Genomic DNA, 23208 nt, shown 5'->3' on the forward strand with positions numbered 1-23208 from the left:
AAAATCGGCTTGGGCAACTTTATAAGTTAAAACCAAGCCGTACAGCGTACTTTTATTTAACAGAATACACAATAACTAGCAATCGCTATTTTGCATCGTTTTGATGCTTAGCTCCATCGCTTGTAGTTGTTTCGCTACTTTACCGATATCACCTGCACCTTGCGTCAGCACTAAGTCTCCATCTTGCAAAAGATTGGATAAAACCGAGGGTAAACTGTTAATTTCTGGAACAAAAACAGGATCTAGTTTCCCTCGCGTACGTATAGTCCGACACAGGGCTCGACCATCGGCACCTACAATTGGCGCTTCGCCCGCAGAATACACATCCAACATCACTAATACATCGACCTGTTCCAGTACATTGGCAAAGTCTTCATACAAGTCACGAGTCCGGCTGTAACGATGGGGTTGAAATACCATGACAAGGCGCTTATCACTCCACCCATTGCGTGCCGCTTTAATGGTCACGTCAACTTCTGTAGGGTGATGCCCATAGTCATCCACTAGCATGACATTGCCATTACCGGTATCAAATTCACCCAAGTGCTCAAAGCGACGACCCGTCCCCTCAGTACCCAGCATAGCTTTGACTATCGCCTCGTCAGAAATATTATCTTCCGTTGCAACTGCAATCGCCGCGGATGCGTTCAGAGCATTATGCTCACCAGGTATATTGAGCGTAATATCTAGGTTATCTCGGTCTTTTCTGACAACAGTAAACTTACCTTGCTGCCCTTCTTGACGGTAATTTTCAATACGAACGTCGGCATCATCAGAAAACCCGTAAGTAATCACTTGGCGGCTGATACGAGGAATGAGCTCTCGCACAACGGGATCATCGACACAAACCACCGCTTGACCATAAAATGGCAGATTATGCAGAAAATCGATAAACGTCTGTTTCAGCGTATCAAAATCTCCACCGTAGGTATCCATGTGGTCTGCCTCAATATTAGTGACAATACTGACCATGGGTTGAAGGTGAAGGAAAGACGCATCACTTTCATCGGCTTCAGCAATTAAAATACGGCTTGAACCAAGGCGTGCATTGGTTCCAGCGCTTTTCACCAAACCACCATTCACAAACGTCGGATCCATGCCTGCTTCAGAATAGATCTGTGTCACTAAGGCTGTGGTGGTCGTTTTACCATGTGTCCCCGCGACTGCGATACCATGGCGGAAACGCATCAGTTCAGCCAACATTTCCGCTCGCTGCACTACTGGTATACGCAACTCTTTTGCCGCCATCAACTCAGGGTTATCGGCATTAATAGCCGTTGATACAACAACAACACTCGCCTGATCGATATTGCTTGCTTGATGACCAAGATAGATCGTTGCGCCTTTTTCGAGCAAGCGTTCGGTCACGGCATTACTTCCAAGGTCAGAGCTAGAGTAATTTGATACCCCTCATTGAGTAATACCTCGGCAATCCCACTCATTCCTGCGCCACCGATACCAACGAAGTGAATGGTTTTCACTCGTCGCATTTCCGGTACTAAAGCACGAATTTGTGCTAAATCTTGTTTGTGCTGCTGTGTCATTAAAAACGTCTCATTAATCTAATTTGTTAATTCTATAATTTCGTTGGCTACGCGCGTATCTGCGTCAAGTTTAGCGGCTTTTCGAGCATTTATCGCCAAACTAACCAACTGCACTCGATCTAGAACGCGAATTTGTTCTGCGAGAGCGTCCACCGTTAAATCGGGTTGCTCAATCATATACGCAGCACCACTATTCACAAGATGATCGCCATTAAGCGCTTGTTGTCGATCTTTATGCATAAATGGTACAAAAATAGCACCAACGCCAACTGCGGCCAATTCCGATACCGTTAAGGCACCTGAACGGCATACCACTAAATCGGCCCATTGGTACGCGGCGGATACATCATCAATAAAATCGCTAACGGTCGCACGCGATACACCACATTGTTGATACTCACGACTCACCGACTCTTGATTTCCTTTGCCCGCTTGATGGCGAACCTCATAACCGTCCCCCAACGCTTGCAATACTGGAGGAAGCGTTTTGTTGAGAATCTGAGCGCCTTGGCTACCACCCATTACAAGAACGCGAATATCCCCTTCTCGATGAGCAAGACGTGCCTCTGGTGGTTCAATATTCAATAAATCTTGTCTGACCGGATTTCCCACCACTTCTGCATTAGGAAATGCACCAGGAAACGCTTGAAAGACCTTTTTAGCAATCTTGGATAACCAGCTATTCGTTAAACCTGCTACGCCATTTTGTTCATGCAATACGACCGGAATTCCTAAGCTCCAAGCGGCAATCCCCCCGGGACCACTGACGTATCCTCCCATGCCAAGTACCGCATCGGGCTGCCAGTTTTTAAGATGAGCTCTGGCTTGTAAAATCGCACTAAAGATCTGGAACGGGGCCTTGATCAACTTTGCAATACCTTGACCACGTAACCCTTTAACTTTAATGAAATCAATTTCAATACCATGTTTCGGGACAAGCTCGGCTTCCATTCTGTCCGCCGTACCAAGCCAGCGAATATCCCATCCCTGCTCCTGAAGTCTTGTCGCTACAGCGAGACCAGGAAAGACGTGACCGCCAGTACCACCAGCCATCACCATTAATCGTTTATTTATCTTCATTATTCACTACTTTTTCTTCTGGCGCTTTTTGCGGTTTCTTAGCCTCAACACTATCCGGTAATAGACGGCATTCGTGGTCAATTCTCAGTAAAATTGACACTGCCACGGACATAATAATCAAACTCGAACCACCATAACTAATCAGCGGCAGTGTTAAGCCTTTCGTCGGCACCATGCCAGCGGCGGCTCCCACATTAACAAGGGTTTGAAATGCAAACCAGATACCAATAGCAAAAGAGAGATAACCACCAAAAAGTTCTTGTTTTTCAAAGGCTCTCTTACCAATAAATAGCGCTTTAATTACCAAGCCAAAGACTAACATCAAGACTAATACTACGCCGATATAGCCCAACTCCTCAGCCAAGACTGCAAAAACAAAATCGGTATGCGCTTCTGGTAAATATTCCAACTTTTGAATGGAGTTACCTAGCCCTTGCCCCATCAAGTTACCACGACCAAATGCCATTAATGATTGAGTCAGTTGATAACCGCTCCCGAACGGATCTTCCCAAGGGTCCAAGAACGATGTCACCCGTCGTACACGATAGGGTTCAGCTAAAATAAGCCCTATGACCGCTGTTACTCCTGCAACAAAAAGCGCAATAAAATGCGAGAGTTTTGCTCCAGCAACAAACAGCATGCCGAACAGTGTCACTAGCATCACGACAACAGAACCTAAGTCAGGTTGCCCCAATAAGAGCACAGCCAATGTCATGAATACCAAAATGGGTTTAATGAATCCCCCAAAGAACGACTGTCGAACCTCATCTTGTTTACGAACCAAGTAGCCTGACATAAAAATAAACAGCGACAATTTTGCCACTTCTGCAGGCTGCAAGTTAAACAGCCCCAACGGGATCCAGCGAGAAGCCCCATTCACCGATTTACCCGCTACCAATACCACTACGAGCAAAAAAACGGAGATAGCTAAAAGATAAGAGCTGTATTGAAACCATTTTTTAACCTAGGCACTTGTAGCACTACCGATGACACACCAATGGCTAAGCATAAAAAAATGGCATGTCTAAACATGAAGTGGAAAGGCTGATCAGTTAATCGAGAACTGATTGGAAAGGAGGCGGATGTCACCATCACTAGGCCGATCATCATTAAACCAAGTGCTAACCAGACAAGCTGTCGGTCATAAAGCGCCTTCGGTGCTGGCATAGATAACCAATCTGAAGTGCGTTGTTTAACTTGATGAAACATACTCGACCTGTCCGTATTAACTAACTTGTGGTGCGTATTGCAAAGCCAGTGCTGAAAAATGATCACCACGAGCCATAAAGTTGGCAAACTGATCAAAGCTTGCACATGCTGGAGAAAGCATCACCATATCACCCTTGGTGAGCATTGGCGTAATATGAGCAATCGCGTCATCAAGCGAAGAAAATTGTTGGGCGCTTGAGTGAAGCTCGGTAAAACAAGCTTTATCACGACCAAAACAGCAGAGCATGACATTTAATTGAGATAAGGGGTCAGCCAAGGCACTGAAATCTGCGCCTTTACCCTCGCCGCCAACAAGAAGATATAGTTTACCTTCTAATGTTAGGCCCGATAACGCCGCTAGCGTGCTCGCCACATTCGTCGCCTTGGAGTCGTTGACCCACGTCACACCTTGTTTCTTTACTACCGCTTGACAGCGATGGCTCAAACCAGAGTAGCGCGTCAATGTGTCAATGGCACGGCGATAATCGATGCCCGTAAGCTTAAGTAGCGCACAAGCCACCAGCGCATTAGACCAGTTATGTTTACCCACCAGACTTAAGCGTGTTGTGTCGACTATCGGCTCACCATGATCCATTAACCATGTCGTGCCCTGTGCCTCCGACATACCAAAAGCCTGATTATCAAAACCAAACGTCTCAATCTGGCAAGTAGTACCCAATTCATCAGGATACGTTTCCGGCTCGGCTCGATTAACAAGGGCATATTCAGCGTTCATGAAAATACGACGTTTCGCTTGCGCGTAATCGCTCATCCCTTGATATCGGTCCATGTGGTCTTCTGACAGATTTAAAAATGCCGCCACAGTCAGCTTTAAACTCGATGTTGTTTCCAACTGAAAGCTCGATAATTCCAATACATAAAGATCCGCATCCATAGTAAGCAAATCTAAAGCCGGTACGCCAATATTGCCGCCGACGCCAACTGACATCCCCGTCGCTTTAGCCAACGCTCCCGTTAGATCGGTCACGGTACTTTTACCGTTAGAGCGGTAATGGCGATGACGGGTTTCGTATTTGCCCAAGCAAACAATTCAATATCACCCACAACGGGAACACCAGCCTGCCTAGCAACATCAATTTCGGGCGTCGCTAAAGCAATACCAGGATTGCACACCACAAGATCAGCCTCATTTAACCACTGCTGATTAAAGCTTCCACAATGCAACTCAACACCATCAGGCAACTCACTTGCACCCGGAGCTTGAGTTCGAGAATCCATGACGCGAATACAAAGCGTATGTGGCAGTTTTTGAAGGTGATTAACGACTGAGAGCCCGGTAATACCGAGCCCTACAACAACAACATTGTGAATGTTTTGCCAACGTTCCATGCTTACTTTCCCTAACCTGACTTAACGTACTTTTAGCGTAGCTAAACCAATTAAAACAAGAACGATAGAGATAATCCAAAAGCGCACAATAACACGAGGTTCTGGCCATCCTTTTAGCTCATAGTGGTGATGGATAGGCGCCATACGGAAAATACGCTGCCCACGCAGCTTGTAAGAACCTACCTGCAAAATCACCGACAAGGTTTCCATAACAAAAACACCACCCATGATCACTAATACGAACTCTTGGCGAACCAATACCGCTATTACACCAAGCGCGCCGCCCAGTGCCAGTGAACCCACATCGCCCATAAATACTTGTGCTGGATAAGTGTTAAACCACAAAAAGCCAAGCCCTGCACCAACGATCGCGGTACAAACCACCACTAGCTCGGACGTATAAGGGATATGAGGGATATGCAAATAATTGGCAAAGTTCACGTTACCCGTTGCCCATGCAATCACCGCAAAGCCAGCTGCTACCAATACCGTTGGCATAATCGCCAAACCATCTAAGCCGTCGGTCAAGTTAACCGCATTGCTGGTACCGACAATAACAAAGTAAGTGAATACAATGTAAAACAGTCCCATTTGCGGCATCACATCTTTAAAGAAAGGCACGACTAGTTGAGTCGCGGCGGTGTCTTGTCCGTGAGCATACAAGGCAAATGCCACCACTAAAGCAATCATTGATTGCCAAAAATACTTCCAGCGAGCAATCAAACCATCGGTGTTTTTGCGGACGACTTTACGGTAATCATCGACAAAGCCGACAGCGCCATAGCCAAGCAGGACAAAGAGAACCGCCCATACATAGGGGTTACTCAAATCAGACCAAAGCAAGATGGTAATGGTGATAGCAAACAGGATCATCACGCCACCCATTGTCGGTGTACCGCGTTTGCTAAAGTGAGATTCTGGACCTTCGTTACGAACCACTTGACCAATTTGCAGCATCTGCAATTTAGCGATCATTTTTGGTCCCATCCATAAGGATATACCGAGCGCCGTCAATACACTGACAATCGCTCTAAATGACAGGTATTCAAAAAGACGAAAAAAAGAAAAGTATGGCTGAAGCAGCTCTGCAAGCCAAATAATCATGTAAAGTTCTCCTTCAGTGCATTGGCTACTTTAAACATACTCTGACACTGTTCGCCCCTTTCACCAATAAGGTGTGAGAGGTCTGATTTAGTAATAATAGGTGTTGCTCAATATAATCAAGCATAGCGTCGTGACTTTGAAAATGCTTACCACCGCAAAGGTCACTGATCGCTTTCGCATCTTCACCATAGGTTAAAACATGCTCGAAAGCGAAAGGTGCAGCATGTTGTCCGACTTCTTTGTGAAGTGCAAGGCTTTCATGCCCCAATTCCGCCATGTTGCCCAAAATCAACCAGCGCTCCCCATCAAATTGGGAGAGGAGGTCCACCGCGGCTTTCATCGCAGGCACACTGGCGTTGTAGCTATCGTCAATCAAGGTGATCGTATCTGTCAGTGTCTCTACCTCAACACGTCCTTTCACTTTGTCTAACGTTTTCAATCCAAGTTGAATATGCGCTAATGTTCCACCACATTGCACAGCAAGTGCCGCCGCCGCAATCGCATTACTCACGTTATGCGCGCCCACTAAACCAAGCTGAATCGCCACTTGCCCGATTGGAGTATGCAGTGTAAAGGAGGAGCTACCCTTCGATGACATTGCTATGTCAGAAGCAAAATAGTCTGCGTCAGAGTTTTGCTGAGCAAAAGTGACCACGCATTTATCACGCAGAACATCTTGCCACATTGTCCCACCTTGGCTATCAAGGTTAACTAAAGCAATGCCCCCTGCTTGCAAGCCTTGATAAATTTCACCTTTGGCTTGTTTTACACCATCTAGAGAGCCAAAACCTTCAAGGTGGGCTTCTGCGACATTATTCACTATCGCGATATCAGGATGGGTAAGTTGAGTGGTGTAGGCTATTTCACCAATATGATTTGCGCCCATTTCAATCACTGCGAAATCATCATCTTTGGTGCTTCTTAACAACGTCAAAGGCACGCCAATATCATTGTTAAAATTGCCAGCAGTATATAACACCTGACCCTGCTGGCTTAAAATGCTCGCCACCATCTCTTTAACGGTTGTTTTTCCGCAACTACCAGTAATCGCCACGGTTTTAGTGTGACAACCTTGATGCACATATTCACCGAGTTGACCCAGAGCCTTCAATGAATCTTCAACGATAATTTGCGCAATATCCACGTCGAGCACTCGCTCGACAACAACGGCAGTTGCTCCGTTGTCTTTGGCCTGACCAACAAAATCATGCGCATCAAAACGTTCACCAACTAAGGCAATAAACAGCGCGCCAGTTTCGATCGCTCGTGTGTCGGTCGTGACGTGTTCAATTTGTGTATCTTCACCAATCAGTCGCCCATCGACAACTTGCGCCAGCGTAGATAAAGCAAGTGTGATCATAACGCTACCCCTAATAGAGTCGCGGCCGACTCACGATCAGAGTAGTGTCGAGACTCTTGGCCTATAACCTGATAATCCTCATGCCCTTTACCCGCTAGTAAAATAATATCGGCAATCCCAGCATTAGAGACGGCAAGCTTAGCCGCATCAAATCGGCTATGCTGCACCATGATAGAGTCAGGACTTTGCACACCCGCTAGCATATCAGCAACAATGGCGGCTGGATCTTCACTGCGAGGGTTATCATCACTGATAATGACATGGTCGGCGAGCTGCTCGGCAATGCTTGCCATGAGAGGTCGTTTACCTTTATCACGATCACCACCACACCCAACAATCACCCAAAGTTTTCCTTCACAGTGAACGCGTAGTGCTTGCAGCGCTTTTTCTAATGCATCTGGCGTGTGCGCGTAATCAACCACAACTTTCGGTTTTGATACGGCGTGAAATAGCTCCATCCGCCCCAAAACAGGTTGTAAGTTTTGCGCACATTCAATTAACTGCTGCTTATCAAAACCTAACCGAAGCAAAGCTGCCAATGCCAGCATGACATTACACGCATTAAACTGGCCAATAAGGGGAGCCTTGAGTTGACCTTGACCAAAGCAACCATCAAAGTCGATTTCAATACCGTTTTCACTGTATTTGACCTGACTTGCCCACAGCGCATGTTGACCTATTTGATGACCATTAACGGAAACCGCTATCGCATCAGGGCGAGCTTCAAGCCAGCGCACCCCCACTTCATCATCAACATTAATTACCGCGTGTTCACAGTGATGTTGAGTAAACAGTTGTTGTTTCGCCGCTTCATAGCTAGCCATCGTGCCGTGATAGTCCAAGTGGTCGCGGCTAAGGTTGGTGAAAATGCCCAACTTAAAAGGTACAGCGGCGACGCGCCCTTGAATTAACCCATGGGAAGAGACTTCCATCGCTGTATATGACGCACCTTGCCCATCTAGAGAGGCCAATGTTTTTTGCACTTCAATGGCATTTCCAGTGGTGTTCTTTGCCACTTCAAGCTGCTGTAAAAAACCATTACCTGTCGTCCCCATGACTGCCGCACGCTGACCAAGTAATTCGATCCATTGAGCGATAAGCTGAGTGATGGTAGTTTTGCCGTTGGTGCCAGTAATCCCAATCACATTTTGCTGGTAACGATAGAGACGCGCTGCGAGTGTTGATAGAAAGCCGTCTAAGCCATAAAGATAAACAATCGGCACTGAGCCTGTTACGGATACTCGCCCATGCTGGCTTTCTTCATCGGCTTGAGCAATCACACTACTGGCACCCGCCGCAATGGCCTTCTCGATAAACTGGCGACCGTCCACTTCATGACCAATAATGGCAACGAAGGTGTCACCTTGGGTAATGGCGCGGCTATCCAACTCAAGGTTAGCCACTTTGATCGCATCCAGGGTTTTATTGTCGACTTTGAGCCAAGGCTCAAGCAACGCTGTCAATGTCAAAGACGTCAACATAGAAATAGCTCACTTTTATTGAAACTGATTTTCATCAGGCGCAACATTTAAAATCTGCAGCGCCCCTTTCATAATTTCAGAGAATACTCGGTCCCGCGACAGACCCACCGTAGTACTGATCGCCCTGCGGTTCATTGATCACCACGACCAGCGAGACTCTAGGGCGACTAATCGGCGCAACGCCAGCCGTTAACGCCACATATTCATCACTGTATCCACCTGCACTCGCTTTACGCGATGTCCCCGTTTTCGCGGCGACACGATAGCCAGGAACCGCAGCTCGGGTGGCGGTTCCACCCGGTTTCGTAACCCCTTCAAGGTAATGCAGTACTTGCAGCGCATTATCATGCTCCATGACTTGCTTCGAGAGATCTTGCTGATTGTTTTCAATGATATGCACTGGTTGGTACAAACCGGCATTACCTAGCGTGGCGTATGCATGCGCCAACTGTAATGGCGTAATAGAGATGCCATAACCAAACGCCAGTGTCGCAATTTCAAATTTAGACCAACGACGGCGATTTGGAAAAATTCCCGACGCCTCACCAATAAGATTAAGTCCAGATACTTGCCCAAAGCCAATCGAGCTATACATTCCCAGTAGCGCTTCTAATGGCATATCTAAAGCCAATTTCGCCACACCGATGTTGCTCGACTTTTGTAGTATTTTCGCGAGGTCCGCTTTCCCTACCTTCGACGTATCCCGAACTCGGCTACCGCCAATTTGCATAATACCGTTGCCAGTATCAATCACCGTTTTGTCATCTGCGGTACCGGCTTCTAATGCCGCGAGCACAACAAACGGTTTCACCGTAGAGCCTGGTTCCATCGAATCGGTAATCACGCGGTTTCGCATGGTAAATGACTGGCGAGACATACGGTTATTTGGGTTATAAGAGGGGGCATTCACCATCGCGAGCACCGCGCTTAGGTTTCAACATCAATCATCACCGCGCTACCCGATGTGGCACGGTAGTCTGCGACCGCTTGCTTAATGGCGCGATACGCTATCGCCTGTAGGCGTTGGTCAATCGTTAACTCTAATGGTTTGCCTTCTTCACGCTCTTCAAGGGAAATATTTTCAACGACCCGTCCATAGCGATCTTTACGAATAATTCGCTTACTAAGCTTCACCCGTTAACCATTTATCGTAACTGCGCTCGACCCCTTCAAGTCCATGACCATCGATGCCTGTCACGCCCACTAAATGAGAGCTCACTTCCCCAGCCGGATAATAACGACGAGATTCCGCTTTTAGCCCAATCCCAGATAATTTGAGTTCTTTTATATACTTAGCCATCGCAGGGCTGACTTGGCGCTGAAGATAGATAAAGCGGCGTGATTTATTCTTGTTAATCTTGGTAATTAAACCTTGGCGTTCCAAACCTAAAACGTCAGCAAGAGCATGCCAGCGATCAATTTCTTGAAAGCCACCATCTTTAAAAATAGTCGCAGGATCGGCCCAAACCGCTTGAACAGGCACACTCACCGCAAGTGGCTCACCATTACGGTCGGAAATAATGCCACGCGCTGATGGCAAGGCTTTGACTCGGACAGAACGGAGATCCCCTTGCTTAATCAAGTTATCAGGCTCGATCACTTGGATATAGCCAATACGTGCCAGTAGAGCGATAAAAATAACAATGACCGCGCCTAAAACCGTACGAAAGCGCCAAGGTATCATTGTTGATGATGAAGGTTGAGGTGTTGGCTTTTTCTTGGTGGGGTTGCTAACTTTTTTGCCTTTCATTTGAGAGAAACCACTACTTCCTTGCTTGCATCTGGACGCTTCATATCAAGCTCTTGCTTAGCCATAGCTTGAACACGGCTATGTTCAGAGAGGGCGTTTTCTTCTAACAATAAGTTTCGCCACTCATTATCCAATCTTTCGCGCTCTTGCAAAGCCATGTCTTTTTCGTTCACGGCTTGTCGGGTATGGTGAGTGGCAAACACCACTCCCATCGCCGTCGCAAAAATAAGCATAAGCGCAATAAGAGGCAATCGACCTACCGTAATAAGGTCGAAAAAAATAACTTTCGCAAGATTATGCTTAGGCTCGTTAGACATCCACTTGTCCGTTACAGTTTTTCAGCAACACGAAGCACTGAGCTTCTAGAGCGAGTATTTACTTCCACTTCTTGATCAGTCGGTTTCAGCGCTTTACCCACCGCTTTGAGGTTGGCACTACCCAACGCACGGATTTGAGCTTCTGTCATCGGAATTCCATGAGGCACTTGTGGGCCTCGGCTCTCTTTACGAATAAAGTGCTTCACCATACGGTCTTCTAACGAGTGAAAACTGATCACCGATAAACGCCCTTCCGGCGCTAAAATACTCGCTGCGCCTTTTAGTGCGGTATCGATTTCATCAAGTTCGCTGTTGATGTAAATACGAAACGCTTGAAAACTACGTGTCGCAGGGTGTTTTTTCTCTTTAAAACTTTTTGGGGCCGCTTCAGAAATTAACTTAGCAAGCTGGCTAGTGCGCGTAAGCGGCTCTTTTTCTTCATCTTCACGATGAGCCACAATTGCTTTTGCGATGCGGCGAGCATGTTTGTCTTCGCCAAACTCACGAATAACCCAAGTAATATCATCCAAGTCCGCTTCGGCTAACCATTGAGATATAAGCATACCCGACGTTGGGTCCATTCGCATATCTAGAGGCCCATCTTTCATGAAGCTAAAACCACGTTCCGCATCATCAAGCTGTGGCGAAGACACGCCAAGATCGAGCAATACACCATCAATTTTACCAACTAAATCATAACGCTCTGCGTATTGCGCCATCCCAGAAAATGGACCATGGATGATGGTAAAGCGAGGGTCATCAATTTCATCGGCTTCCTCAATTGCTTGGGGATCACGGTCGATACTATAAAGGCGACCATTTTCACCTAATTGTGAAAGAATTTGACGACTATGACCACCACGACCAAACGTGCCATCTATATAGATACCGTCAGGCTTAATGGCTAGGCCGTCGATGGATTCATGCAGTAAAACTGAAACGTGTTGAAAGGATTCGCTCATGGGTGATCTCAAGAGTTGCTTAGGGCAAAGATGACAAGTGTACTGATTTCACGAAGTAACGTCATCTGGTTAAGTTCAGCCTAACGTAAAGATAGGTGATAAAAAAGCAAAAAACCCATCACAAAATCAATTTGTAATGGGTTTTTCTTAAAAGGTGAAGTTGACCTATAAGCCGGGTTCTGTATCCGCCTAAGCGGTGATAGCCATTCGTCTAGGCCAGCAATCGCTCACTGGCTCAAGCAACCTACCCGCTTCCTTACGCGAGCCGCGCAATGTGAAAGCCTATTTGGTCTTGCTCCGGGTGGAGTTTACCCTGCAACGAACTGTTACCAGTCGTCCGGTGCGCTCTTACCGCACCCTTTCAGCCTTACCTGTGCTCTTTCCGAAGAAATAGAGCCATCGGCGGTCTTCTCTCTGCTGCACTTGTCGTGGGCTTGCGCCCCCAGGCGTTACCTGGCACCCTGCTCTGTGGAGCCCGGACTTTCCTCCCCTCCGTCAGTCTCCCCCAAGACAAGCTCAAGGGGACGTCAACGAAGCAGCGACTATCTGGTCAACTTCAGGCCGCGGATTGTATAGGAGCGCGAGCAATTACTCAAGGTTTTCTAGTCCCCATTTGTAAAGTGCGTTCTTTTTCAGGTTATAAATCTCAGCCGTCATCGCTGCGGCTTTCTTTAATGGCAGCTCTTTAACTAAAATACCTAACGCTCTTAGCGCCTCATCAGGTAAGCCTTCAACCGCTGCTTCACGATGGCCATGTATAAGCAATACCATCTCACCACGTTTACGGTTATCGTCTTCTGCAATCCACTCAATCAGTTCACCCAGCGGCAAGCCTTGGATAGTTTCAAAGGTTTTTGTAAGCTCACGAGCCAGCACCACTTCACGATCTGGCCCCAATACTTCAAGCATATTTGCCAAAGATTCAGTAATACGATGTGGTGATTCATAGAAAATACAGGTACGCTCAACTTTCGCAATTTCTAAAAACTTATCTTTACGTCCTTTACTTTTTGCTGGCAAAAAGCCTTCAAAACTAAAGCGGTCAGAAGGTAAGCCCGATGCACTTAACGCAGTAATCACTGCGCATGCACCCGGTAATGGCACAACATTAACGCCAGCTTGACGACATTGCGAAACAAGATGGTACCCTGGATCGCTGATTAATGGCGTCCCAGCATCAGAGACCAATGCAATGGACTCGCCAGATAACAATTTTTCAACTAAAACTTGTGCTTTTTGTTGCTCGTTGTGATCATGGAGCGCAAATGTTCTAGTTTGTATATTGAAGTGAGAAAGAAGTTTACCAGTATGTCTGGTGTCTTCAGCGGCAATAATATCCACACTATGCAACACCTCTAGTGCCCTATGTGTAATATCACCAAGGTTCCCAATGGGAGTTGGCACAATAAAGAGCGTTGGTTGCTCGATATGAATGGTTTTGTTGCTTGTCATTTGTTTACCATCACTTCAACGATTAATATAATGATTTTACACGAATAGTGATTAAAGAGCTCATGGCAATGATGAACCGTAAAAAAAATAGTGTAACGCGCCTGCTAACACCCATCGCACTGGCACTGTCCATTGCCGCGTGTTCAACACAACCCAGCGCGCCAACCAGTGTTGATATCACAATGGCCCCTACCGCCTCTTCTGAAACCTATTTAATGCGTGCAGACAGCGACCAAGGCGGTTTTGCCAATGAGTGGCTCATCCTTGCCTTTAAAGCTTCCATTCAAGAAGGCAACTACGAACAAGCGCAGCGCTTGTCTAACCGTTTAGCCAAACAAAACTTGAGCACCATTCAACAAGCTGAATGGCAATTGGCGCGCGCTGAACTTAACCTTGCTCAAGGTAAAGCTCAAGACGCTTACCTACAGCTTAATCTACCCGCAGAGTGGCCTTTGCTGCAGCAACAATGGATGCAGTATCACAACTTACGCGGCCAAAGCTTAGCGATTATGGGCGACTACGTAGAGTCAAGCCGTGAGTATATTGCCATGTCAGGTTTTGCACCACGCGCGCAGCAGCAAATTATTAACGACAATATTTGGCACAACCTAAATCAATTATCATCTGAGCAGTTGTCACAACTTACCATTAAACCTGAAGAAGAAATTCTTGATGGCTGGGTGCAACTTGCCAGCTATATGAAGGCTCTGGGAAGCAGCTTACCTCAATTGCAAAATACACTTGAAAAGTGGTTAGCGGAAAATAGTAATCATCCAGCTGCGCTTTATACGCCACAAAGTATCTACGATATCTTGAGCCTCGAGATTTCCACGCCTCATAGCACTGCGCTTTTACTGCCGTTAACGGGTAAGTATGCGAAACAAGCGCAATTGGTCCGTGATGGTTTCATGATGGCGACCATGGATGATGATCAACGCGATCCTGATGCGACCTTCACGATCATCGACACTAATGAAACAACGCCTGCTGATATCAAAGCGCAGCTTATTGCTAATGATGTCGACTTCATTGTCGGTCCGCTGATTAAAGAAAATGTTGAAAAACTGCAGCAAGCTCAATTAGCAACAGAGACGCCAATTCCAGCTCTTGCACTAAATATCCCTACCGTTATCGAGCCCAGCCAGTCGATGTGCTATTTAACCTTATCTCCAGAGCAGGAAGTCTCACAAGCGGCGAAGCATCTTGCGCAGGAAAACTATGCCTATCCGCTGATCCTGGCACCTAAAAGTAGCCTTGGAAACCGTGTAGTCAAAGCCTTCGAGGAAGAATGGGGCAAATTAAGCACCAATAACATTGCCGTGGCTCAATACAGCAATCGAGCTCAATTACAAAAAACCATTAACAACGTCTTTGGGCTGCAAGACAGCCAGCAACGTATTGCTCAAATGGAAACACTAACCTAGCCTTAAATTAGAGAACCAACCAAGAAGTCGCCGCGATATTGACTCGGTTTACATTGTGGCTAACGGCGCCGATCTTACGCTAATCAAACCCTTTATCGAAGTTGCCATTAACCCAGATGCAAGCCAACCAAAATTGTTTGCCGACTCCCACAGCAATTCAAGTAAGCGCCAATATGAAGATCTCACTGGCGTTGTGTATAGTGACATTCCAATGCTCATTGACGAAGATGAGCAACTTGACGCTCAAATGACCAAGTTTTGGCCAAAGAGTTCAAATGCAGAGAAACGCTTACAAGCATTGGGAATGGATGCGTATACCCTAACCAAAGAACTGCCACAACTTAAAGCCGTCGTCGGTTATTCTGTTGACGGTCAAACGGGTACCCTTTCGATAGATAGCAACTGTGTGGTTCAACGACAAATTGCATGGGGCGTCCATGGTCAAGCTAAATCACAAACCACTAACGTTGCCGACAGTGCTACCGATAACGCTACTGGCGTCAATAGCACCATCGAAAGCAGTGAATTGGAAGCAAATGATACGACAACTGTGGAATAAAACCCGAGCAAGTATCGAGCAAGACGCTCCAAAAACAAACGACAGCTAGGTCAACATTACGAAGACCTAGCGCAAGCGTATTTGGGTCGACACGGCCTAAGTACGCTGACAAAAAACTACACGGTAAAATGTGGCGAACTCGATCTCATCATGCAAGATGCTACATGCCTGGTCTTTGTTGAGGTAAAATACCGAAAAAACCGTCAATATGGCCATGCCCAAGAGATGGTGACTGCATCCAAAGCAAAAAAACTACAAAAAGCAGCCATGGTTTGGCTGATGAAAAACGACTTGTCACCGTACGATACTGAATTTCGATTTGATGTCGTCGCCATACATAACAGTGGCGAAGACATTGACTGGATAAAAAACGCGATTACTCAAGGATAACCATGCGCGATAGCATTAAAGAAAGCTTTACTGAAAGCATTCAAATTCAAATAGCAGCAGCAGAAGCACTGCCTGATGTCATCACCCACGCGGCACAAGCGATGGTTGCGACTCTGCTTAATGGCAATAAAATTCTTTGCTGCGGGAACGGGGGCTCTGCCGTCAATGCCCAGCAATTTGTTTCGTGTTTACTAAACCGCTTTGAGACCGAGCGACCAAGTTTACCCGCCATGGCACTGACCACCGACAACACCACCATGACCGCAGTTGCTAACGACTACAATTTTGAAGACATTTACGCTAAGCAAGTGCGTGCGTTCGGTCAAACTGACGACATATTACTGGCCATTTCTACCAGCGGAAATAGCAAAAATGTCATTAAAGCAATGGAAGCGGCAGTAACTCGTGATATGACAATTATTGCTTTTACTGGTAAAGATGGTGGCGAAATGGCCGGATTACTGGGTGAAAACGACGTTGAAATACGTATCCCTTCTCACCGCACCTCACGGATCCATGAAGTTCATATGGTCACCCTTCATTGCCTGTGCGATCTGATCGATCAGGTGCTATTTCCTGCTCATGAAGAGTAACGCTATGACTATCTACAAAACCGTCGCCTTATTGGCGATGAGCTTGATGCTCTCTGGCTGTGCTGGGTTATTTGTTGCAGGAGCAGCAACAACCGTCAACCTGGTAACCGATACTCGCTCAGCTAAAGAAATATGGAATGACAGCGCATTAGAGTCAGAAGTGGCGGGGATGACCAATAAAGCGCCATTCGTAGGCAAGGTTCGCGTCGTCGCGAGTTCACAACGCGGCACCGTGGTTTTAATGGGTCAAGCTCAAACCGAAGAATTACGAGACACACTCGATGCACGCGTTGCTGCCCTCGATGGTGTAAAACGTGTGTACAATCAAGTGCGAATTAATAGCCCACTTGGTTTTACACAAATGAGTAATGACAGTTGGTTAACGACAAAAGTGAAATCGGCATTATTGACGGATGAACGTCTTAATGGCGTTAAAATAAAAGTCATTACTGAAAATAAGGAAGTGTTCTTACTCGGTTATGTCTCCAAAGAACACGCCGATGTGGCTACCGATATAGCTCGTAACATTTCAGGCGTATCTCAAGTTATCCGTGCTTTCCAATTCAGTGAAACACAAGAAAAACTCAATACTGAAACCAAAGCCGAACCAAAAAAAGAACTTAGCGCGCAACAAAGTGTCAACTCAGCACCGGATTACTACAGAGGAAGAGGCGATGCGACCAATTATTGAAGAGCCTGCACCTTTCGTAGAAGTGGAAGGTTAAGGGTCAATCACTGACGGCTACCTACTTACTTCACCAGAAACAAAAAACCAGCCTGTCATCAACAGGCTGGTTTTTTATTGGACTGCATTTCGAACTTTAATCGTTAAGCTTTGAGGGCTCGCTCACCTCGAGCAATACCAACGATACCACTTCTCGCCACTTCCACAACGTCGGTGACTTCAGATAACGCCGTAATAAAAGCATCAAGCTTTTCACAGGTCCCAGCCAATTGCACCGTATACTGGGATGCGGTGACATCTACTATTTGACCGCGGAAAATATCCGCCGTACGTTTAACTTCAGCTCGAGCAAAGCCACTGGCTTTCACTTTGACCATCATCAACTCACGTTCAATATGCTCAACAGCTGTCACTTCTTGAACTTTCAGGACATCGATTAATTTATGCAATTGCTTTTGAATTTGCTCCAATTGCATTTCACTCGACGCCGTCGTGATATTGAGACGAGATAAGGTCTCATCTTCGGTCGGCGATACATTCAAAGATTCAATGTTGTAGCCACGCTGAGAGAACAAGCCAACCACGCGTGATAATGAACCCGGTTGGTTTTCCATGAGTAGTGAAATAATGTGCTTCATATTACGTTCTCTCCGTCTTGCTCAACCACATTTTATCCATGCCTTCGCCTTTGATTTGCATTGGATAGACATGCTCGGTTTCATCAACATTAATATCAACAAAAACCAAACGATCTTTCATCGAAAGCGCTTTTTTAAGACCTTCTTCAAGTTCATTTGGGTGAGAAATACGAATACCAACATGACCGTATGCCTCAGCAATCGCAGCAAAATCAGGAACTGAACTCATATACGAGTTAGAGTGACGACCTTGATAAATAATATCTTGCCACTGCTTTACCATGCCTAGGAAGCGGTTATTCAGGTTAATAATTTTAACTGGAATGTCATATTGCATTGCGGTCGATAGCTCTTGAATATTCATTTGAATGCTGCCATCTCCCGTCACACAAACCACTTCTTCATCAGGGTAAGCAAACTTCACGCCCATCGCAGCAGGGAAGCCAAAGCCCATCGTGCCTAGACCACCTGAATTAATCCACCTTCTTGGTTTATTGAATGGGTAGTAGAGCGCAGCAAACATCTGGTGCTGACCAACATCCGATGCCACATACGCATCGCCACCAGTCAGTTTATGGAGCACTTCAATCACTTGTTGTGGTTTGATTTTTTCATCTGACTTTTCGTAACTCAAGCATTGACGATCTCGCCAGCTTTCAATATCTGTCCACCAAGCATCAAGTGCTTGTGCGTCATTTGTGCCGCCTTGTTCAATGAGCAATTTCAGCATGGAATCAAGCACTACATCTGCAGAGCCGACAATAGGCAGATCCGCTGGCACATTTTTCGATATAGAAGAAGGGTCAATATCAATGTGTACCACTTTAGCGTTCGGACAGTACTTCTCTAAATTGTTGGTAGTACGATCATCAAAACGAACGCCGACTCCAAAAATAAGGTCTGCATCGTGCATCGCCATGTTGGCTTCATACGTACCATGCATACCGAGCATACCGAGCGCATTTTTATGCGTGCCAGGGAATGCCCCTAGGCCCATTAACGTGCTCACCACTGGCAGATTTAACGTCTCAGCAAACTTAGCAATCTGTTGATCGGCTTCCGCCATCACTGCGCCGCCACCAATATAAAGAATCGGTTTTTTCGCGTCTAAAATCGCTTTGAGTGCTTTCTTAATTTGCCCTTTATGACCCGACGTTGTTGGGTTATATGAACGCAATGCAACCGTCTCAGGGTATTCATAAGGGAATGTAATTTGAGGGTTCATTACGTCTTTAGGGATATCAACCACCACAGGTCCAGGACGCCCTGTTGACGCAATGTAAAATGCTTTCTTTATCGTATCGGCAATGTCTTCTGCGCGTTTAAGCAAAAAGCTGTGTTTAACGACAGGACGAGAAACCCCCACCATGTCACATTCTTGGAATGCATCATTACCGATTAGATTATTAGGTACGTTACCAGACAGTACGACCATAGGAATCGAGTCCATATAAGCAGTCGCAATACCGGTAATGGTATTCGTCGCACCAGGACCTGAACAGACCAACACCACACCAGGCTTGCCTGTTGCTCGAGCATAACCATCGGCCATGTGTGTCGCCGCTTGTTCATGTCGAACTAATACGTGTTGAATATCTTCTTGTTTTTGATGAAGCGCATCATAGATATCAAGTACAGAGCCACCAGGGTAGCCAAAGATTTGCTGTACGCCTTCATCGATCAAGGACTGAACGATCATTTCAGCGCCAGATAACATGTCTGGGGTTGGGTTTTGCATATTTTCTCCTTACCAGTTATCTCGACAAACAGGTAGTTTGAAGAGCTAGGTCTTACATAGTTAGGGCTTATTCGTAGCCTAATCGAAATCACTCACTTTTCGGCTATGTCGTTGTGCCAGTCATAACAAGCACACCGTTTACGCAACAACTGTAACGCTTTCTTATCACCAGGTCTAACCTTGTTTTGATCGCAAAAAAGAGACTCTTCTTCATTCCTGACTATTTGCAATAAATCGTGACAAATTAAACACCAAAATCGGAATATAATCTCAACTATACTTAAAGTTCAGGATAAAAAACTTACCGCCATCCTCTTCGGGTACAAAAAACCATTAACACTAACGATGAAAGTCATCTTATTCATCTATTCATAACAATAAAAAAGGCCCCTTTCGGAGCCTTAAGTAAGGTGTTAACAATAAATGGTTGTTTATGCGCTTTTTCGCCAAAAGAGCCAGCGACGCCTTGTCTTCACTTTCATGTCGTGCGGGCTTCGTCCTAACATCAGCAAGCAAGGAGTAAGCACCAGTGTGAGTACTGTTGCAAAGGCAAGACCACCAGCAATAGCCGTTGCTAACTGCGACCACCATTGAGTACTAGGCGCCCCAAACTCGATTTTTTGGTTAATAAGGTCAATATTCATTTCCAAAACCATTGGCATCAAACCCAATATCGTCGTAACGGTTGTCAGCATAACGGGTCTCAAACGCTGAACCCCTGTCCTTAATATCGCTTCTCGTTTATCTAACCCTCGTTTTAGCAGCTGATTATATGTATCGATCAAAACAATATTATTATTCACGACAATACCAGCTAAGGCGATCACGCCAATGCCTGACATAATAATGCCAAAGGGCCGCTGGAAAATAAGCAGACCTGCAAACACCCCTACCGTAGAGAATATCACCGCACTCAAAATTAAAAATGCCTGATAGAAGCTGTTAAATTGCGTAATTAAAATCAGCGCCATAACTGCAAGCGCGACTAAAAATGCACTTTGTAAAAACTCTGACGAGTTCTTTTGTTCTTCATTTTGCCCACGTATTCGCACGTCGATACCAGGCGGAAGCTCAAGTACATCGAGTGACTGCTGGAACTCAGGAAGTTCTATTGCGAGATTGTAGCCCTCAGCCATGTCTGCTTTAACGTTAATGATACGAATACCATCTAAGCGTTCAATCGCATCTTGCTTGGGCTGAGGTGTAATTTCAGCAAAATTGGTAATCGGTACCAAGCCTGCGGGGGTCTTGACTCGTAATTCATCAAAACGACCAATATCGCGCTTATCACTAGGGAAACGAACCAAGATATCGACTTCTTCTGACGAGTCATCTGGAAGGTAGTCACCAATTTTCAGTCCATTGGTGACAAATTGCACCGTATTTCCGACTAAGCTCGCATCAGCGCCAAACCGGGCGGCATCATCTCGGCGAATATCTATCTGCCAATCAATACCGGGCTTACTCGAAGAATCACTAATATTGGTAAGCTTCGCGTTGCCGTCAGCCCAATGCCGAATCACCTTGGCAGCCTCATCTAGGCGCTCAGGGAAACGGGCCGAAAGTTCAATCACTAAGTCATGCTCTACTGAGCGGTCCTGCATCAGGAAATTTGTACTCAATTTCTACCCCAGCAAACTGGTTCGTTGTTTGCTTTAACTCTTCGATAATGACATTAACTCGGCGCCGGTCTTGCCAATCAATCGACGTTATTTGGATATTACCAATCTCACTTTTTCCTCCGGTTTTTGTATAGACACTTTCGAATTCATCATGGTTAAGCATCACTTTCTCAACGACCCTCATGACTTCATCTTTTTCATTGATGGATAAGTCACCATGAGAGCGCACTTTGACATTAAAGTACGGCGGATCGACCTCTGGGAAAAACTCAGCCCCTAAACCCGCTTTGTTGTAGGCGGCACCGACACCAATCGCAATTAAAATCGCCAACAACAGTATTTTAAATGGATGAACAATCGCGATGGCTAACGTGTGGTAATAGAGCTTAGTGATACCCGTTGCCTTATCAAAGTCTCCGTCATGCAGTGCCACCATCTTGGCTTGTTGTGCACTTGACACATATTGAGGCTTACCAAACAGTCCTCCAAGGACAGGGACAAAAAGAAGCGCCATGACTAATGAAGCCGTTAAGGTCGCGATCAAGGTCAGTGGTAAGAACTTCATGAACTCACCTGTAGTATCTGGCCAAAATAATAACGGCGCGAAAGCGGCGAGCGTCGTCGCCGTTGATGCAGTGATCGGCCATGCCATACGCTTGGCGGCATCGGCGTAAGCTTGCTTTCTCGGCGTGCCTTCTTGCATCCGCCTATCGGCAAACTCGGTGACCACTATCGCGCCATCAACCAACATACCCACTGCCATAATGAGCGAGAACAACACGATGATATTGACGGTCAAGCCAAATACTGACAACACCAATAAGCCCGTCAAAAACGAACCCGGAATTGACACCCCCACCAACATTGCGGTTCGTACACCGAGAATAGCGATGATGACAATGACCACGAGGATAATGGCGGAAAGTACGTTGTTTTGTAGATCATTGAGCATGATCTTGACATCTTTCGACTCGTCCTTGGTGTACTTAACTTGCAGATTATTCGGCCACTCTGGAACCAATGACGCTTGACGCATCACTTCCTTTACTAACGCGACCGTCTCGATAATGTTTTCACCCGCGCGCTTCTTTACATCAAGTACAACCGCTGACTGCCCATCGAGGCGAGCAAAACTGTCGGGATCTCGAAATGCACGACGAACAGTCGCCACATCTCCAAAAGTGATCACCTGCTTACCATCGACTTTAACGGGCAGTTCTAGTACATCTTTTAAGGTTTCGAACACCGATGGGACTTTGACAGAAAAGCGTCCATAGCCCGTATCAACAAACCCTGCCGCCACCACCCGATTATTGAGCGCAATCAGGTTATAAATATCACCTTGATCTAAGCCGTAGCTTTCCATCAGTAATGGGTCAACAACAATTTCGACGATGTCATCGCGATCACCCGCGATGTCCACTTCTAAAACTTGTCGGTAGCTCTCCAGTTTGTCACGCAGTTGACGAGCGATTTGAACAATGGTTCGTTCCGGCACCGTTCCGTATAACACCACCGACAATACCGAGCTGCTGAGAGGCAAAGGTCACTTCATTAACGGTTGGCTCATCACTGTCATCCGGCAATTTGGGCTTTGCTAAATCAACAGCATCACGCACATCCGCCATGGCTTGTGTTAGATCGACCCCAACATTAAATTCAAGCGTGACTGACGCATGCCCTTCAGACGCCGTTGCCGTCATTTCCTTTACGCCTTCAATTGAGCGTAATTCTTTTTCTAGTGGGCGAACTAATAGACGCTCACTATCGTCGGGGGAGATCCCTTGATGCCCCACCGATACATAGATGATAGGAATCGTGATATCGGGGCTCGACTCTTTAGGAATGGTGTTATAGGTCACCACTCCGGCAATTAAAATTAAAACCAGTAAACTGATCATCGTTCGAGAGCGAGACAACGCCGCATCAATCAAAGCATTCATGCACCTT

Annotated in this window: 10 protein-coding genes, 1 other RNA gene and 8 pseudogenes; 4 read left to right on the forward strand and 15 right to left on the reverse strand. The window is 46.2% G+C overall.

Annotated elements, in window-relative coordinates; translation table 11 throughout:
- Positions 1 to 75: 75 nt before the first annotated feature.
- The 12 genes and pseudogenes from murC to rsmI all read right to left on the reverse strand — a co-directional run bounded on the left by murC (position 76) and on the right by rsmI (position 13609).
- Positions 76 to 1544 (reverse strand): annotated as a pseudogene (murC, locus tag AC0L66_RS15055) (UDP-N-acetylmuramate--L-alanine ligase).
- 18 nt (positions 1545 to 1562) lie between these two features.
- Positions 1563 to 2624 (reverse strand): undecaprenyldiphospho-muramoylpentapeptide beta-N-acetylglucosaminyltransferase, encoded by a 1062-nt coding sequence (gene murG, locus AC0L66_RS15060; protein ID WP_265673673.1) that lies wholly within the window; start codon positions 2622 to 2624, stop codon positions 1563 to 1565.
- Positions 2611 to 3833: pseudogene (gene ftsW, locus AC0L66_RS15065) on the reverse strand (cell division protein FtsW). The gene murG and the pseudogene ftsW overlap by 14 nt, the downstream one beginning before the upstream one ends.
- Positions 3834 to 3849: 16 nt before the next feature.
- Positions 3850 to 5183: pseudogene (gene murD, locus AC0L66_RS15070) on the reverse strand (UDP-N-acetylmuramoyl-L-alanine--D-glutamate ligase).
- A 21-nt stretch (positions 5184 to 5204) separates the two neighbouring features.
- Positions 5205 to 6287 (reverse strand): phospho-N-acetylmuramoyl-pentapeptide-transferase, encoded by a 1083-nt coding sequence (gene mraY, locus AC0L66_RS15075; RefSeq protein WP_250615751.1) that lies wholly within the window; start codon positions 6285 to 6287, stop codon positions 5205 to 5207.
- Positions 6284 to 7647, reverse strand: a pseudogene (locus AC0L66_RS15080) (UDP-N-acetylmuramoyl-tripeptide--D-alanyl-D-alanine ligase). Before AC0L66_RS15080 ends, mraY begins: the two are co-directional and overlap by 4 nt.
- Positions 7644 to 9128 carry a UDP-N-acetylmuramoyl-L-alanyl-D-glutamate--2,6-diaminopimelate ligase gene (gene murE / locus AC0L66_RS15085; RefSeq protein WP_265673669.1) on the reverse strand — a complete coding sequence of 495 codons (1485 nt, stop codon included), beginning with the start codon at positions 9126 to 9128 and terminating at the stop codon, positions 7644 to 7646. Before murE ends, AC0L66_RS15080 begins: the two are co-directional and overlap by 4 nt.
- Before the next feature lie 15 nt (positions 9129 to 9143).
- Positions 9144 to 10878 (reverse strand): annotated as a pseudogene (locus tag AC0L66_RS15090) (penicillin-binding transpeptidase domain-containing protein).
- Positions 10875 to 11195 carry a cell division protein FtsL gene (ftsL, locus tag AC0L66_RS15095; RefSeq protein WP_250615755.1) on the reverse strand — a complete coding sequence of 107 codons (321 nt, stop codon included), beginning with the start codon at positions 11193 to 11195 and terminating at the stop codon, positions 10875 to 10877. The pseudogene AC0L66_RS15090 and the gene ftsL overlap by 4 nt, the downstream one beginning before the upstream one ends.
- Before the next feature lie 11 nt (positions 11196 to 11206).
- Positions 11207 to 12157: a 16S rRNA (cytosine(1402)-N(4))-methyltransferase RsmH gene (gene rsmH, locus AC0L66_RS15100; RefSeq protein WP_473567836.1), complete on the reverse strand. Its 951-nt coding sequence runs from the start codon at positions 12155 to 12157 to the stop codon at positions 11207 to 11209.
- A gap of 152 nt (positions 12158 to 12309) precedes the next feature.
- An RNA gene (gene rnpB, locus AC0L66_RS15105) (RNase P RNA component class A) lies at positions 12310 to 12715 on the reverse strand.
- Between the two features lie 30 nt (positions 12716 to 12745).
- Entirely contained in the window at positions 12746 to 13609 is an 864-nt protein-coding gene (gene rsmI, locus AC0L66_RS15110) for a 16S rRNA (cytidine(1402)-2'-O)-methyltransferase (RefSeq protein ID WP_265673666.1), read from the reverse strand.
- A gap of 62 nt (positions 13610 to 13671) precedes the next feature.
- Between rsmI and AC0L66_RS15115 the strand changes: the two are divergent.
- The 4 genes and pseudogenes from AC0L66_RS15115 (at position 13672) to AC0L66_RS15130 (ending at position 17266) form a co-directional block, all read left to right on the forward strand.
- Positions 13672 to 15592: pseudogene (locus AC0L66_RS15115) on the forward strand (penicillin-binding protein activator).
- A gap of 33 nt (positions 15593 to 15625) precedes the next feature.
- Positions 15626 to 15982 (forward strand): annotated as a pseudogene (locus AC0L66_RS15120) (YraN family protein); the annotation flags it as partial.
- Positions 15983 to 15984: 2 nt separating this feature from the next.
- A complete protein-coding gene (locus tag AC0L66_RS15125; RefSeq protein ID WP_473567838.1) occupies positions 15985 to 16575 on the forward strand; it encodes a phosphoheptose isomerase in 591 nt (196 codons plus the stop codon).
- Positions 16565 to 17266 (forward strand): BON domain-containing protein, encoded by a 702-nt coding sequence (locus AC0L66_RS15130; protein ID WP_473567839.1) that lies wholly within the window; start codon positions 16565 to 16567, stop codon positions 17264 to 17266. The genes AC0L66_RS15125 and AC0L66_RS15130 overlap by 11 nt, the downstream gene beginning before the upstream one ends.
- A gap of 137 nt (positions 17267 to 17403) precedes the next feature.
- Here AC0L66_RS15130 and ilvN read toward each other — a convergent pair whose 3' ends face one another.
- From ilvN to AC0L66_RS15145, 3 genes and pseudogenes are all read right to left on the reverse strand, one after another.
- Positions 17404 to 17898 carry an acetolactate synthase small subunit gene (gene ilvN, locus AC0L66_RS15135; protein ID WP_265673661.1) on the reverse strand — a complete coding sequence of 165 codons (495 nt, stop codon included), beginning with the start codon at positions 17896 to 17898 and terminating at the stop codon, positions 17404 to 17406.
- A 1-nt stretch (position 17899) separates the two neighbouring features.
- Entirely contained in the window at positions 17900 to 19636 is a 1737-nt protein-coding gene (locus AC0L66_RS15140; RefSeq protein WP_265673660.1) for an acetolactate synthase 3 large subunit, read from the reverse strand.
- 431 nt (positions 19637 to 20067) lie between these two features.
- Positions 20068 to 23201 (reverse strand): annotated as a pseudogene (locus tag AC0L66_RS15145) (efflux RND transporter permease subunit).
- Positions 23202 to 23208 lie beyond the last annotated feature (7 nt).

This window comes from Vibrio sp. GJ43-1 (assembly GCF_055808835.1).